Below are 15,038 nucleotides of genomic sequence, written 5' to 3'. Positions count from 1 at the left end.
GCGAAAGGCCCGTTCATGAACGCCACCCCCACCGCTCCCGCCGGCACCGCACCGACCGCCGAGAACACCGACGGGCTGCCGGTCATCGCCGTCACCATGGGCGACGGCGCCGGAATCGGCCCGGAAGTGATCGTCCCCGCCCTGCTGGACCCCGGCACGCTCAGCCGTATCCGGCCCGTGGTCGTCGGCGACGCCGAGCGGCTGCGCCGGGCCGCGGAACTGGTGGGACTCGCGGGCCAGGTGGAGATCGTCACCGTCGAAGCGCCAGGGGACGCCGAGTTCGTCCCCGGCCGGATCAACGTCATCGACCTGGGGCTGCTCCCGGCCGACCTGCCCTGGGGCAAGCTCTCCGCCGTCGCGGGCGACGCCGCCTACCAGTACGTACGGGTCGCCGCCGAACTCGCCCTCTCCGGCGCCGTCCAGGGCATCTGCACCGCCCCCCTCAACAAGGAGGCCCTGCACGCCGGCGGCCACCTCTACCCCGGCCACACCGAACTCCTCGCGCATCTGACCGGAGTCGAGGAGGTGTCCATGATGCTCTCCACCGACACCGTCAAGGTCATCCACGTCACCACGCACATCGGCCTGATCGACGCGGTCAACCGGATCGAACCCGGCCTGGTCGAGCGCACCGTCCGGCGCGGCCACGACGCCCTGGTACGCGCCGGGGTCGAGCACCCGGTGATCGGGGTCTGCGGAATCAATCCGCACGCCGGGGAGAACGGGCTGTTCGGCTACGGCGAGGAGGAGAAGAAGATCGTCCCCGCGCTGGAGATCCTGCGCGCGGACGGTATCGACGCCCGGGGCCCGCTGCCCGCCGACACCGCGTTCTTCCTCGCCGGACGCGGCGACTACGACCTGATCGTCGCCATGTACCACGACCAGGGCCACGGCCCGGTGAAGATCCTCGGTCTCGAGGCGGGCGTCAACCTCACCGTCGGACTGCCGGTGATCCGCACCTCCGTGGACCACGGCACCGCCTTCGACATCGCCGGAACCGGCACCGCCGATCCCGGTAGCATGATCGAGGCACTTCGGCAGGCGGCCGCGCTGGCCCCCAGCCCCACCGGCTGACCCTTCCGGCCGACCGCCACCGACGCGGACGCGGACGTCACGCTGCCGACTCGGACAACGACAGGACGGGAGCACATCCACCGTGAGTGTCACGGGTTCACGCCGCCGCGATCAGATCGTCCACCTCGCCACCACGACCGGACTGGCCAGCGTCGAGGAACTCTCGCGCACCTTCGAGGTGACCGCGTCCACCATCCGCCGGGACCTGGCCCGGCTCCACACGGAGGGCCGGCTGGCCCGGACCTACGGCGGCGCGATGGCCCTGACCGCGCACCCCGAGGCGAATCTGCGCCAGCGCACGGGGGAGGCGTTCGAAGCCAAACGGGCCATCGCGCGCTGGGCCGCCACCCGGATAGTCCCCGGCGAGAGTGTCTTCCTGGACGCGGGTACGACCGTGGGCGCCCTCGCCCACGAACTGCGCGGCCACAAACCGCTCACGGTCACCACCAGCAGTCTGACGGCCCTTCAGGAACTCGGCGACGTCGACACCCTCGACGTCCAGTGCCTCGGCGGCACCCTGCGCCCGCTCAGCCAGAGCTTCATCGGCCCGCTCGCCGAGGCCGCCCTGGAGCAGATGACGTTCGACCGGGCGTTCCTCGGAACGGACGGGGTGACCGCCGAACACGGTCTCTGCGAGGCGGACCACCGCCAGACCCGGCTCAAGCAGCTCGTCGCCCGCCGCTCCCAGCGGGTGTACGTCCTCGCCCACGCGGCGAAGTTGGGCCGCCGCCCCTTCCACGCCTGGGCCCGGCTCGCCCCGCCGTGGACCCTGGTGACCGACACCGACGCGGACCCGGAGACGGTCAAGGCCCTGCGGGGCCAGGGCATCACGGTCACGCTGGTGGGGCTCGGCCAGGCCGACGGGGGCGCCGGGTAGCGGGGTCGTCGAGACAGCACGCTCATGGGGGCGTGCTGTTCGAGCCACAGCCGGGCCGCCACCAGCCGCGCGGCGCGGGCCGGTTCATCGGCGCGCGGGCATCGGCCACCTCTGGACCCTCCACACCCGGCGCGACCGTGCCGAACACCTCATCGGCTCCTGACCGTCGATCAGGGGTCGGTCCGGCCGGCGAGCCGGGCGAGGGCTTCGGCGGACGGGGAGGCGGGCTCGGGGGTCAGGATGACGAGCGTCTGGTCGGGGTCGCCCTCGACGGCCAGGACCACGTAGTCGAGCGTGAGGTCGCCGACGAGCGGGTGGCGCAGGCGTTTCGTACCGGTGGTGTGCGCGAGGACGTCGTGGGCGGCCCACATGCGGCGGAACGTATCGCTGCGCAGTGACAACTCCCCTGTCAGTTGGGCGAGTCGCGGGTCATCGGGGTGCCGTCCCGCGTACAGGTGCAGTGTGGCCACACAGTCGCCGGCGATCGTCTCCCAGTCGGCGTACAACGTGCGGGCGGCCTCGTCGAGGAAGACGAAGCGGGCGAAGTTGCGCTCGCGATGCGGCCGTGTCTGGAAGTCGGTGAAGACGGCGGAGCCGAGCCGGTTGGCGGCCAGGATGTCCATACGCCGGCCCAGGACCATCGCGGGGACGGCGAGGGCGTCCAGCGCCCCGTACACGACGGGGTGTACCCGCTGCGGACCGAGCGGCCGATCGCGGCGGGCACGGGCGTCCGTGGGCCGGGCGAGGGCGAAGAGGTGGGCGCGTTCGGTGTCGTCCAGTCGCAGGGCGCGGGCGACGGCCTCCAGGACAATTCGGGAGACGCCCTGGGTGCGGCCACGTTCCAGGCGGACGTAGTAGTCGACGCTGACCCCGGCGAGCCGGGCGACCTCCTCGCGCCGCAGCCCCGGCACCCGGCGGGCGCCCGGATGCGGGGCGAGACCGGCCTGATCGGGAGTGATCCGGGCCCGGCGGGTGCGCAGGAACTCACGGATCTCGGTGCTGCGGTCCATGACTCCACCGTACGGCGGGCTCCTGCACGTCCCCGCCCGCGAAGGAGGTACTGGGGGACCCCCGGAAGAGCGCTGCCCCGTACGGCGGCCCGGACGCCGGCGACGGGTGGTTGCCTGGATGGCGGGCCGGGCATCCCGCACTGATCATGGGAGCCGCGGGCCCGCCACGCGGAGCACGGCCATGAGCCGCCGCTCCGACACCCGGCCGGGAAACGGAAACCGGAAACGGAAACCGGAACCACGGAACCACGGAACCCAAGGAACGGAACTCTCTGATGAAACACATCTCTCTGGGCGGGCTCGACGTCTCCCGGATCGGCCTCGGCGCCATGTCGATGTCCGGCTTCTACAACGTCGGACAGGGCAGCGAAGCCGAGTCGATCCGAACCATCCACCGGGCACTGGACCTGGGCGTCACCCACCTCGACACCGCCGAGATCTACGGCCCGTACGCCAACGAGGAACTGGTCGGCCAAGCACTGAAGGGCCACCGTGACCAGGTCGTCCTGGCGACGAAGTTCGGTATGGTCCAGCACGCGGGCGCCGGCCCCGGCGTCATCGACAGCGGCCCGGCGAACATCCGCACTGCCGTCGAGGGCTCCCTCAGGCGCCTCGGTACCGACCACATCGACCTGTACTACCAGCACCGGGTCGATCCCGGCACCCCCATCGAGGACACCGTCGGGACGCTGGGCGAGCTGATCGCCGAGGGCAAGATCCTCCACTACGGCCTGTCCGAGGCCGGCCCCGACACGATCCGCCGCGCCCATGCCGTGCACCCGGTCACCGCACTGCAGACCGAGTACTCCCTCTGGACCCGGGACGTGGAGGAGGAGATCCTGCCGCTGCTGCGCGAACTGAACATCGGCTTCGTCCCCTACTCGCCGCTCGGCCACGGATTCCTCACCGGCCGGATCCGCTCCACCGACGACCTCGCGGACGACGACTGGCGCAAGACCAACCCGCGCTTCACCGGCGAGAACTTCCCACGCAACCTGCGCATCGTCGACGAGGTCGAGGCCGTCGCCACCGAGGCCGACGCGACACCGGCACAGATCGCCCTGGCCTGGCTGCTCGCGCAGGGCGACGACATCGCCCCGATCCCCGGCACCAAGCGGGTCGCCCGCGTCGAGGAGAACACCGCCGCCGACGCCGTCAGGCTCACCGCCGCGCAGGTCGAACGGCTCAACAACCTCACGCCGGCCTCCGGCGAGCGCCACGAGGCGGGGAACATGGCCACCATCGACCGGTGACAACTCCGGCACCTACCTCTCCCGTCTTCCGTACCCACGGGCTTCGCCCGTACGGAAGGTGGTCGAGCGGTCCTGTCGGGTTGCCACAACAGCCACAACAGCCACGACTACTCGGACGACGTGGCCCGCGCCTTCCGCGACCGGGTGTTCCTCCTGGAACGCTCGACCAGCGCGGTCAACCGGCAGCCCGTCAACGTACCCGAGCGACAGGGCGGCCCGGCCCGGCCGCGTACATCTCCACCAGGCCCGGCGCGGACGGTCTCGCCGGGCTGCTGCCCGGACTCACCGGCGACCACCCCCACACCTGACTCCCGCGAACGCGAACGGCACCGGACCGTCCTGCCCACCAGGCCCGGACGGTCCGCCGAGAGGCGCCGCCACGCACAGGGGCGTACGAGTGGTCGTTTCCTGAAGCCCGTGGCCCTCTTCGCTGTCGAACGACTTCGACTCTTCAAGAGCCTTGACCGGGACATGACCCACGCGCACTATGGGAGCGCTCCCACTAGTTCAAGGCTTGACGCGCCACTGGCGTTCCTCAGCCTCGCGGCGCACCGGACCAGACGTCCCGGACTGATCAGCTCCTTCGAACGGCACCCACCCGTATTCGGCATCGGGCCGCGCGCGACCAGCGGCGCGCCCTGGACGGAGAGTGACTTCAGCCATGAGATCTCGTACGGCCTTACTGGCCGCCGCCGCCCTGACAGCAGCCGCCACCGGAACAGCCACCGCCGCGGACGCGGCCCCAAGCGCCGCCGCTGCCGCGGGCTGCACCGTCGCTTACACGGTGCAGACCCAGTGGGACTCCGGATTCACCTCCGGCGTCACGGTCACCAACACCGGTGACGCGGTGAGCGGTTGGAATCTGACCTGGTCCTTCGCGGGCAACCAGCGCGTCACCCAGGGCTGGAACGCCGACATCGCCCAGAGCGGCACCGGCGTCACCGCCAGGAACGTCGCCCACAACGGCACACTCGCCACCGGCGCCTCCACCTCGTTCGGGTTCAACGCCTCGTACAGCGGCGGCAACGCGATACCGGCCACGTTCAAGCTGAACGGCGTCACCTGCAACGCCGGCCCGGTCGACCCCACGGACCCGCCCACCGAGCCGCCCGGTCCCGGCAACCGTGTGGACAACCCCTACGCCGGCGCCAAGGTCTACGTGAACCCCGAGTGGTCCGCGAAGGCCGCCGCCGAGCCGGGCGGCAACCGCATCTCCGGCCGGCCCACGGGGGTCTGGCTCGACCGCACCGCGGCGATCGAGGGCGTCGGGAGCGGCATGGGCCTGCGCGACCACCTCGACGCGGCGCTGACGCAGAAGGGCACCGGCGAACTCGTCGTACAACTCGTCATCTACAACCTGCCGGGCCGCGACTGCGCCGCGCTCGCCTCCAACGGAGAACTCGGCCCGACCGAGATCGGCCGTTACAGGACCCAGTACATCGACCCGATCGCCGCGATACTCGCCGACCAGAAGTACGCCGGTCTGCGCATCGTGACGACCGTCGAGATCGACTCTCTGCCCAACCTCGTCACCAACGTCACCCCGCGCCCGACCGCCACCCCCAACTGCGATGTGATGAAGGCGAACGGCAATTACGTGAAGGGCGTCGGTTACGCCCTGAACAAGCTGGGCGACGCGCCCAACGTCTACAACTACGTGGACGCCGGGCACCACGGCTGGCTCGGCTGGGACGACAACTTCGGCGCGTCGGCGGAACTCTTCAAGACCGCCGCCACCGCCGAGGGCGCGACCGTCGGCGACGTCCACGGCTTCATCGTCAACACCGCCAACTACAGCGCGCTGAAGGAGAACCACTTCACCATCGACGACGCCGTCAACGGAGTCTCGGTCCGCCAGTCCAAGTGGGTCGACTGGAACCGTTACGTCGACGAACTCTCCTACGCCCAGGGCATGCGCACCAAGCTCGTCTCGCTCGGCTTCGGCACCAACCTCGGCATGCTGATCGACACTTCCCGCAACGGCTGGGGCGGCACCGCCCGGCCCGCCGCTCCCGGGCCGAGGACAAGTCTGGACGCCTATGTCGACGGCGGTCGCTACGACCGGCGCATCCACCTCGGCAACTGGTGCAACCAGTCCGGGGCCGGCCTCGGCGAACGACCCCAGGCCGCGCCCGCCGCGGGTATCGACGCCTACGTGTGGATGAAGCCGCCGGGCGAGTCCGACGGATCGAGCACGGCGATCCCGAACGACGAGGGCAAGGGCTTCGACCGCATGTGTGACCCGACGTACGAGGGCAATCCCCGGAACAACAACAACAAGTCGGGGGCGCTGGCCGGAGCACCCGTGTCCGGCCACTGGTTCTCCGCCCAGTTCCAGGAGCTCATGAAGAACGCGTACCCGGCTCTGTAACAACGGCTCTCCGGAGGCGGGTCGAAGCGCTTCGACCCGCCTCCGGAGGACATCGCCGTCGCGGCGCGGCAGAAACCGCCAAGCGGTCCATCTCACCGGGTACCCGTGAACGGGGCCCTGGCCGGCGGTGAGTCCGGCCTCATCGCCGTGACGACGCAGAGATCGCGATGGCCGTCACCACCACGGCCCGCGCCTGCGGCTACGACGTGCTGCTGACCGACGAGAGCTCCGCCCCCGAACGTCGCCGGGGCCCTTCGATGGGCTCTGGCGCAATTGGGCGGCGGCGGATGCGCGCTGTTGGCGGCGGGCCTCGGCTCGCCGGTGGCTGAGGTGCGCGAACGTGCCGTCCGGTCCCTCGCCGAGATTCCGGGCGGTGAGGCGACCGCACCGCTGCGGGACGCCCTCACGAACTCCGACGTCGTGGTCCGCAGGTGTGCGGCTCTGGCGCTCGGGGCGCGTGGGGTGTCCGACGCGGTCCCGACGCTCATCACCATGGTCGTCGGCCAGCCGCATGAGGAGACGAACGATGCCGACGCGGCCGATGCGCTGAGCGCGCTGGCTGCCGATCCCGCGCTGGCGGACCGGATCGCTACCCAGCTCGTCGACCGCCTCGCCCAGCGCACCGCTGAACCGTCCGCACGCCGACGGCTGGCACAGGCGCTCGCGGACATCCCGGGACCCGCGGCGTCACATGCCCTCGCGGATCTGTCACACGACGAAGACCGCACGGTCGCGCTCGTCGCGCAGTACGTTTTGACCGTACGCGACGAGCGATGACGCCACCCCTGGCCACCCGGCGAAGGACTGCCGCTAGGAGGCCTTGCTCAGGGCAGGGTCGGTGCGCCAGACGACGGCGAGCTCGGACAGCGGTACGCCGAGTGCCTCGCTGAGCCGGACGATGGTGCCGAACGCGGGCGTCGGCAGCCGACCGGTCTCGATCTTGCGGAGGGTCTCCGGCGAGATCTCTGCCGCCAGGGCCACTTCTACGGGGCTGCGTCCGGCCCGGGCGGTGCGCAGCGCCGCCCCGAGGCGTCGGCCCGCCTCGATCTGTTCGGGGGCGAGCGGATGACGAACCATGCGCACATGCTAGAGCCGCCGGTGTCCGGCGGGCAACCACACCACCCTCTGGTATAAATATACCTGTCGGTCGCCCCGGGAATCGAGGATCGCAGTGATCGAGCACAAATCTCCCAAAGACATCGAGCGCATGCGTGTCACCGGACAGTTCGTCGGCCAGGTGCTGGCCGAGCTCGGTGACCTCGCCGCGGTAGGTGTCAATCTGCTGGACCTGGAGCATCACGCCCGCCGCCGGATCAAGGAGCGCGGCGCGGAGTCCTGCTACTGGGACTACGCGCCCTCCTTCGGCAAGGGCCCGTTCCGTAACGTGGTGTGCCTCTCGGTCAACGACGCCGTGCTGCACGGACTGCCGCACAGCTACAAGCTGCGCGACGGGGATCTGCTGACCATGGACATGGCCGTGAGCATCGACGGCTGGTCCGCGGACTCGGCCCACTCCGTCGTCGTCGGCACCCCGGCCAAGGAGGATCTGCGGCTGATCGAGGCCACCGAGGTCGCCCTGGAATCCGCCATCAAGGCCGCCCAGCCGGGCAACAGGCTCGGTGACATCTCGGCGGCCATCGGCGCGGTCGCCGCCCAGTACGGTTACCCGGTCAACCTGGAGTTCGGTGGCCACGGCATCGGCCGCACGATGCACGAGGACCTGCACATCCCCAACAACGGCCGCCCCGGCCGCGGTTGGAAGCTGCGCCCCGGCCTGACGATCGCGATCGAGCCCTGGTTCGCCGCCGGCACCGACAGGATCGTCTTCGATCCGGACGGCTGGACGATCCGCTCGGCCGACGGCTCGCGCACCGCCCACTCCGAGCACACGGTCGCCATCACCGAGGCCGGCCCGCTCGTACTCACCCGGCGCCCCGAGAGCAGCAAGGGACGCGAAGGCCAGCGTTCATCGGCGACCGGCCACTGACGAGTCCTCGCACCGGCCGCGGGCAGGAGGGCCTCCCGACCCCGCGGCTGCTCGCAGTCCGGACAATCGTCCGACCATCCCACCGAACGCGACGTCGGTGCGCCGCGGTAGACCGGTGGCCACCTCCACCGCGACATCCTCGTCGCCGTTCGGCTCCACGACCGCCCGGACCTCGCCCTCGGGCGCGTTGAGGGCCGCAGCGAACCGCACCTGTTCATCGGCGGCGCCGATCTTCCGACCGATGGTCAACTGTGAAGCTCTCACCGCCATTTACGCTGACCGTACGCGTTTGGTACGCGATACATACGCTTCACGCTAGGGTTGCGGCACAGGAGGTGCTGCATGTCCGAGCTGTTCGACGCGGTCGACGCGCTGGTCGCGTCCCGCTCCCCGCTGCCGCCCCCGGCGGAACGCAAACGGCTGCGTCAGGCGCACGGCCTGACGCTGGACGAGGTGGCCGCCGCACTGCATGTGCGGCGCGCGACCGTCAGCGGCTGGGAGGCCGGCAAGACCGAACCACGGCCGCCGGAGCGCGACGCATACGCCCGTATGCTGAAGCAGCTCGCCCAGCTCTACCCCGCCAACGCCCTGGTGTCCCCCGAAGACACGGCGGTCCCCGAGACACGCGCCGTCCCCGTCGTCTCTGCCGCTCCTGCGCCACCGGTAGCCGAACCGGCCGAAGCGGTGGTCCAACCGGCCGAAGCCCGCACCCGACCCACTGTCCCGACGGCGGAGCCTGCTCCCGCAATCACCGAACTCCGCCCCGCCGCTGTGCCGCCTCCGGCGGCCACCACCAAGCCGTCGTCGCGTCGGCCGGTGGCGAGGGATGCCGCCCCGGCGAGCGGTGTCGATCCGCGTTTCGAGAACGGTCCGCTGGCGGTCGTCGACGTCGAGGACGGGAAGGTGCTGGCGTACTGCGTCGGCGGCCTCGTGCTGGACGTGCCCGCGAAGAGTCTGCCGGCGCTGGTCGACTGGACGCTCACGGAGGCGAGGCTGGGCGCGCCGAAGCTGGCCGGTCCGGGGAAGCCCGCCGACCCATTGCTCGTACTGACCGAGGCCGCATGCGAGCGCTACGGTCTGCCCGTCGTCCTCACCGAGGGTGAACGGCTCGCGGGGCGGCTCCCGGAGGGCCACAAGGCCAACAGGCAACTGGCCCGGGCCGACTGGAAACTGACGAAGCGCGGGTTCGGACCGTGGGCGCGGATCTATCGCCCGGCGCAGGGCTCGGAGCGTGCCTGCGTCCAGCTGTGCATCCCGTCCTGGCAGGCGCTCGACACCCGGCACTGGGGTAGGGCCGGGCAGCTTCCGCCGGCGGAACTCGCCCGCCTGCTGGGTACGTACGCGCAGAGGGTGATGACGCCGCGCGGCTCCACCGCCGTCACGGGCCTGGAGCTGATGACCGCGCTGCACCCGCCGACCCGCGCCTCCGAACCGGACGCGACGGGCAAGCGGCACTCCGAGCACAACCCCGGCAGTCTGGGCAAGGACCCGGTGGACTGCGCGCCGTGCGAGGCCCCGGACGGGCATCCGCTCCTCGCCGACCTGCCGCGATTCCACCGCCGCACCCCGGCGGAGGTTCTCGTGGAGGAGGCGTACGACTGGGCGCGCCCGCTCACCGACGCCGAATGCCTGCACCGCAACCTCGTCGGCCTGGACGTGAACATGGCCTTCGCCGCCGGAGCCAACGGTCTGCCCGTCGGCCTCGCCGAGCCGCCGACGCACGTCGAGGCGCCGGTGTTCGACCCGAAGCTGCCCGGCTCATGGCTGGTCGACCTGTCCCACGTCGACCTGTCGCGCGTGAAGGCCGGCAAGGAGTGGGTGGAGCTGGACGGCAGTCTGCTGCCGAGCCCGTTCACGCCGAAGGGGGACCGGCCGCAGGGGCCGGCCTGGTACGCGACGCCCACCGTCGCGTACGCGGTCGAGCTGGGCTACGAGGTACAGCCGGCGGAAGCGTGGGTGCGGTACGACAACGGCCGTTACCTGGACGGCTGGTACAACCGGCTGCGCGACGCCTATCTCGCCACGATGGCCGACCTCGGTGTCGGCTCGGACCTGTCGCCGGAGGACTTCCTCGCGGCGATGGACGGCTACCGAGGCCGCGACCCTCAGCTGGCGATCATGGTGTCCGCCGTCAAGGCCACGGTGAAGGGCGGCCTGGGAAAGCTGCGCGAGCGCCCGCGCGGTGAGGGATGGAAGCCGGGTCAGCCGTGGCGGGCGCTGTCCCGCCCGACGTGGCGGCCCGACATCCGCGCGGCCGTCATCTCCCGCACCCGGATCAACCTCCACCGCAAGATCGTCAAGCACGCGGCGTTCACCGGCCAGTACCCGGTCGCGGTCCTGTCCGACTGCGTCGTGTACGCGGTCGACGGCGAGTCCCCGCTGGACTTCCTGCCCTACCGGGAGGGCAAGCCGCTGCCGGGAGGCTTCAAGCTCGGGGTCAACCCGGGCCTCGTGAAGCACGAGGGTACGCAGAGCGTGCTGTGGGGCGAGGGCGTGAGGGAGCAGTTCAACGCCCCCGAGCTCAACCTCGCCCGGTACATCAAGGACGGCACCATCACCGACCAGGACACCGGGGAGTAGCGGGCGATGAGCGTCATCGGGGACGGCCTGGACGCCGCGGTGCAGAAGGCGTTCACCCGCCCGGCACCGAAGAGCGCGGGCGCGCAGATGCGGTACCTGGTCAAGCAACTCAAGGGCACGAAGGCGGTCGCCCAGATGCTGCGGGTCTCCCAGCGCACCGTCGAGCGGTACGTGAAGGACCAGATCAAGAAGCCCCGCCCCGCCCTCGCCGCCCGCTTGGAGACCGAGGTCAAGAAGCGCTGGCAGCCGCAGATCCGGGCCAAGGCCAAGGAGAAGGCGGCGACATCGGGCGGGATCGTCATCGACACCCGCGCCCGCCTCGGATACACCGCACCCATCGGTTCCACGGACCAGGACCGTATCCGGCACCTCACCGTCGCCCTCCCGCCCCACCACGCCGCCCGCCTCTTCGAAGCCCAGGAGGCCGGCGCCGGCGACGCCCGGCTCCAGGAGATCGCGGCCGAAGCCCTCAAGGAGACCTACTTCCAGGAAGGCGGCCGCCGCGCCGGCTCCCTCGAGGAAGTCCGCTTCACCGACATCGAACACCTGGAATTCGACCTGTAGCAGCCGCGCCCCGAATTCCATGGCGCGGCAGTACCTGAGGGAAACCGTGTGGCCCGTTTGCGGACCGGAACTACGCCGATCGGCAGCCCGGCACCGACCAGCAGCGGCATCAGGCGGCTCCCGAAGAGGCCGGACGAATCCCCGGCGGGCTGCGCGGAGTTCTGGCTCTTGCCGCCGGTTCCGTTGCCGGTGCCCGAGCCTTCGTTGCTCTCGTTCTCGTAACTGGCCCGGTCGGCAAGGGAGTTGTCGCCGCCCATCCAGATGTGCGAGCCGTTGGCGGCGGGCGGACCGCCTCAACGGACCGGGCGGCGTCCTGCCGCATGCCCGCCCGGCGGTCGCGGAAGGCGTCGGCGGAGGCGACCCTCCGCGACGGGAGCCGGGAGAGGTCGACACCACCGTAGGCCCACGTCTCCCAACGGCTCACGCTCGGCGTCGGGGCGCGATGGACCATGCCCGAAGACCGCGGGGTACGCCAGGGTGCCCGGCGAACTGCCCTGCACCGATGCCCTGTTGACCGTGGCGCCGGGGCACGGGGCACCAGGGCCCTCGGCGTGCCGAGCCCCGCGGTCACGCCAATGAACCTGCCGTTCAATGTGGTGGCCGGGCCGGGGGCCCTTTGGCGCTACGGCCGCGTGGGACGGGCAGGCGATGGACGCCGGCCTGGTGGGCGGGATCCACGGAATCGGTGGCGGCTCCCTGTTCGGGCCCATCCTCGCCGCGCGCGGCATGCCCATGGCCGGCATCGCACCGGCCACGCGGCCTCCACGGCTCCACGGCTTGCGAGAGAACACGGCGCGTTCAGGTCGATCCCCTATCGTCTGCGCGGACCGCAGGTCAGAAGCTCTGCGGCCACGGCCATCAAGGAGCGACGAAGTTGAGCAGCACACCCTCGTCCGCCCCCGGCGTCCCTGACGAACTCCAGCGGCGCCTCGGGGTGCCGGACGCGGTTCTGATCGGCCTGGGTTCGATGATCGGCGCCGGGATCTTCGCCTCGCTGGCTCCGGCCGCCCGCGCGGCCGGTTCGGGCCTGCTGATCGGTCTCGCCCTCGCAGCCGTCGTCGCCTACTGCAACGCGACCTCTTCGGCGCGGCTCGCCGCCCTCTACCCGGCCTCTGGCGGGACATACGTCTACGGACGTGAGCGGCTGGGCGAGTTCTGGGGCTACCTGGCCGGCTGGGCTTTCATCGTCGGCAAGACCGCGTCCTGCGCGGCCATGTCCCTGACCGTAGGCTCCTACATCTGGCCCGGCCAGGCCCACGCGGTCGCCGTCGCCGCCGTGGTGGCCCTGACCGCGGTCAACTTCACCGGCGTGCGGAAGTCCGCCCTGCTGACCCGCGTCATCGTGGCCGTCGTCCTGGCGGTGCTCGTCGCCGTCGCGGTCGCCTCCCTCACCTCCGGCGCCGTAGACGCGGCCCGCCTCGACGTGGGGTCGGACGCCACATTCGGCGGTGTGCTCCAGGCTGCGGGGCTGCTGTTCTTCGCGTTCGCCGGATACGCCCGTATCGCCACCCTCGGGGAGGAGATCCGAGACCCGGCCCGCACCATTCCGCGGGCCATCCCGATCGCGCTCGGCATCACCCTCCTCGTCTACGCCGCCGTGGCCGTCAGCGTCCTGCTCGTGCTCGGCCCCGGCGGCCTCGCCGCAGCGGGCGCGCCGCTGACTGACGCGGCACGGGCGGCGGGAGCCGACTGGCTCGTGCCCGTCGTACGCGCCGGTGCGGCGGTCGCGGCACTCGGTTCGCTGCTCGCCCTGATCCTCGGCGTCTCCCGCACCACCTTGGCCATGGCCCGTGACCACCACCTGCCCCACGTACTGGCCGCCGTGCACCCGAAGTTCAAGGTCCCGCACCGGGCGGAACTCCTCGTCGGCGCCGTCGTCGCCACGGCTGCGGCGACCGCGGACGTGCGCGGGGCGATCGGCTTCTCCTCCTTCGGTGTCCTCGCCTACTACGCCGTCGCCAACGCGTCCGCCTGGACCCTCACCCCGGCCGAGGGCCGCCCGCCCCGGATCGTCCCCGTCCTCGGGCTGGCCGGCTGCCTCGTACTGGCCTTCGCCCTCCCGGTGTCCTCCGTCATCAGCGGCGTCGCCGTCCTCGCCGTCGGCGCCGCCGCCTACGGGCTGCGTCACATCCGCGTCACTTGATCAATCAGCTCCCCGGGCGGTGGCCGCCACCGGCCAGTCGCCGGGCACCGGGCTTGACCTTCGAGTCGCCCCGAAGGTCTGCGGTCGGCGGTATGCGCGCGATGCGGACCTCCCAGCTTGCCGAACGCACCGGAGTTCCGGCGACCACGCTGCGGTTCTACGAGACGCTGGACCGCTGCCCGCCGACCGGACCGCTTCCGGCTGCCGTGTCTACGGCGAGAAAGCCGTGGAGCGGCTGGCGTTCATCGGGGCGGCCAAGCACCTGGGGCTGCCGCTGGAGGAGATCGCCGAACTGCTGGACGTATGGCAGTCCGGGGCCTGCCGCGAGGTGAAGGCCGGGCTGCGCCCGCGGATCGCCGCCCGGCTGACGGCAGCCGAGGAACGCACCGCCGAACTGCCGGCCTTCCGTACCACCCTGCGCTCCGCGCTCGACCACCTCGACGCCCTGCCGGATCGCGCCGAGCCGTGCGACCCGCAGCACGACTTCCTCACCGATGGAACGGCTCCCTCCAAACCGCGCCCCGGACCGGTGGAAGTCGCCCTGGTCCACGTCCGCCGCGCGGCCGAGCAGAACTGTTGTCCGTTCTTCGACTCCTGCCTCCACCTTGACGGTCCCGAACTCCACCTGGAGGTCCGCGCCCCCGCCGAAGCCGCCGGCCAGCTGGCGGAGCTGTTCACCGATCCCCGCTGACCTGCCCCGTACTTTCCGTCCGAAGGACCCGCTGTGCTTGTCGCCCGCTCCGTCGAACTCTTCGTCGTCGGATCCATCGCCTGGGTCATGATCGCCGACGGCTACCGCCCCGACCGCTACGACATCACCGGCGCCTTGGTCTGCCTCGCGGGTATTGCCGTGATCATGTACACCCCGCGCGCCAACTGCCCCCTCCTCAAGTTCAAAACGAACGCCCCAACGCGAACGCCAAGAGCGCCAGACGCCGAACCCGTACTGGAGCGGTGCCCGCAGGCAGATGTGCGTACGGGTTGTCCCACAAGGGACTTCGGGATGCCGGTAACCCGTGCGCTTCGCGCGGCCGGGCGGAAGCGGGGGAGGGCCCCGAAGATAGGCACGGTGGTCTCCTCCGAACAGCACGACGAAGCTGGGCCGGCACCCGCACGCGGACCGGATCGGGGCCGACCGACCGGCGGCGGGGAAGCCGAAGAACGACTTCGTGTTCCGGC

The 15,038-nt window shown here is 71.3% G+C and carries 11 protein-coding genes and 3 pseudogenes; 12 read left to right on the top strand and 2 right to left on the bottom strand.

The features are described 5' to 3' along the window. Positions 1-15 precede the first annotated feature (15 nt). Together pdxA and P3L51_RS05160 are read left to right on the top strand one after the other, a co-directional pair. Positions 16-1,074: a 4-hydroxythreonine-4-phosphate dehydrogenase PdxA gene (gene pdxA / locus P3L51_RS05165; protein WP_354603833.1), complete on the top strand. Its 1,059-nt coding sequence runs from the start codon at positions 16-18 to the stop codon at positions 1,072-1,074. An 82-nt stretch (positions 1,075-1,156) separates the two neighbouring features. Next, on the top strand, positions 1,157-1,951 hold the full coding sequence (locus tag P3L51_RS05160; protein WP_354603829.1) for a DeoR/GlpR family DNA-binding transcription regulator: 795 nt from the start codon (positions 1,157-1,159) through the stop codon (positions 1,949-1,951). 170 nt (positions 1,952-2,121) lie between these two features. Here P3L51_RS05160 and P3L51_RS05155 read toward each other — a convergent pair whose 3' ends face one another. Continuing rightward, positions 2,122-2,961 carry a helix-turn-helix transcriptional regulator gene (locus tag P3L51_RS05155; protein ID WP_354603828.1) on the bottom strand — a complete coding sequence of 280 codons (840 nt, stop codon included), beginning with the start codon at positions 2,959-2,961 and terminating at the stop codon, positions 2,122-2,124. A 275-nt stretch (positions 2,962-3,236) separates the two neighbouring features. Here P3L51_RS05155 and P3L51_RS05150 point away from each other — a divergent pair, with 275 nt between their 5' ends. From P3L51_RS05150 to P3L51_RS05140, 3 genes and pseudogenes are all read left to right on the top strand, one after another. Then, entirely contained in the window at positions 3,237-4,214 is a 978-nt protein-coding gene (locus P3L51_RS05150) for an aldo/keto reductase (protein WP_354603827.1), read from the top strand. Between the two features lie 661 nt (positions 4,215-4,875). Continuing rightward, positions 4,876-6,585 carry a glycoside hydrolase family 6 protein gene (locus P3L51_RS05145; RefSeq protein ID WP_354603826.1) on the top strand — a complete coding sequence of 570 codons (1,710 nt, stop codon included), beginning with the start codon at positions 4,876-4,878 and terminating at the stop codon, positions 6,583-6,585. A 234-nt stretch (positions 6,586-6,819) separates the two neighbouring features. Further along, positions 6,820-7,362: pseudogene (locus tag P3L51_RS05140) on the top strand (HEAT repeat domain-containing protein); the annotation flags it as partial. A gap of 33 nt (positions 7,363-7,395) precedes the next feature. Here P3L51_RS05140 and P3L51_RS05135 read toward each other — a convergent pair. After that, complete coding sequence (locus P3L51_RS05135; protein WP_354603825.1) at positions 7,396-7,662, bottom strand: helix-turn-helix domain-containing protein; 267 nt, start codon at positions 7,660-7,662, stop codon at positions 7,396-7,398. Positions 7,663-7,756: 94 nt separating this feature from the next. Between P3L51_RS05135 and map the strand changes: the two genes are divergently transcribed. The 7 genes and pseudogenes from map to P3L51_RS05100 all read left to right on the top strand — a co-directional run. Continuing rightward, entirely contained in the window at positions 7,757-8,572 is an 816-nt protein-coding gene (gene map / locus P3L51_RS05130) for a type I methionyl aminopeptidase (protein ID WP_354603824.1), read from the top strand. Positions 8,573-8,914: 342 nt separating this feature from the next. After that, on the top strand, positions 8,915-11,152 hold the full coding sequence (tap, locus tag P3L51_RS05125) for a telomere-associated protein Tap (protein ID WP_354603823.1): 2,238 nt from the start codon (positions 8,915-8,917) through the stop codon (positions 11,150-11,152). Positions 11,153-11,158: 6 nt separating this feature from the next. Beyond that, a complete protein-coding gene (tpg, locus tag P3L51_RS05120; protein WP_354603822.1) occupies positions 11,159-11,716 on the top strand; it encodes a telomere-protecting terminal protein Tpg in 558 nt (185 codons plus the stop codon). A 545-nt stretch (positions 11,717-12,261) separates the two neighbouring features. Continuing rightward, a pseudogene (locus tag P3L51_RS05115) lies at positions 12,262-12,469 on the top strand (sulfite exporter TauE/SafE family protein); the annotation flags it as partial. Positions 12,470-12,590: 121 nt separating this feature from the next. Continuing rightward, a complete protein-coding gene (locus tag P3L51_RS05110; protein ID WP_354603821.1) occupies positions 12,591-13,859 on the top strand; it encodes an APC family permease in 1,269 nt (422 codons plus the stop codon). Positions 13,860-13,878: 19 nt separating this feature from the next. Further along, positions 13,879-14,550 (top strand): MerR family DNA-binding protein, encoded by a 672-nt coding sequence (locus P3L51_RS05105; RefSeq protein WP_354603820.1) that lies wholly within the window; start codon positions 13,879-13,881, stop codon positions 14,548-14,550. Positions 14,551-14,607: 57 nt separating this feature from the next. Further along, positions 14,608-14,736, top strand: a pseudogene (locus P3L51_RS05100) (YnfA family protein); the annotation flags it as partial. Positions 14,737-15,038: the final 302 nt, after the last annotated feature.

Origin of the sequence: Streptomyces panacea, assembly GCF_040560175.1 — a bacterium.
In the GTDB taxonomy this organism is placed as follows: domain Bacteria; phylum Actinomycetota; class Actinomycetes; order Streptomycetales; family Streptomycetaceae; genus Streptomyces; species Streptomyces panacea.
Note: the sequence above shows the minus strand (reverse complement) of the source record. Positions and strands in the feature narration are given on the sequence as shown.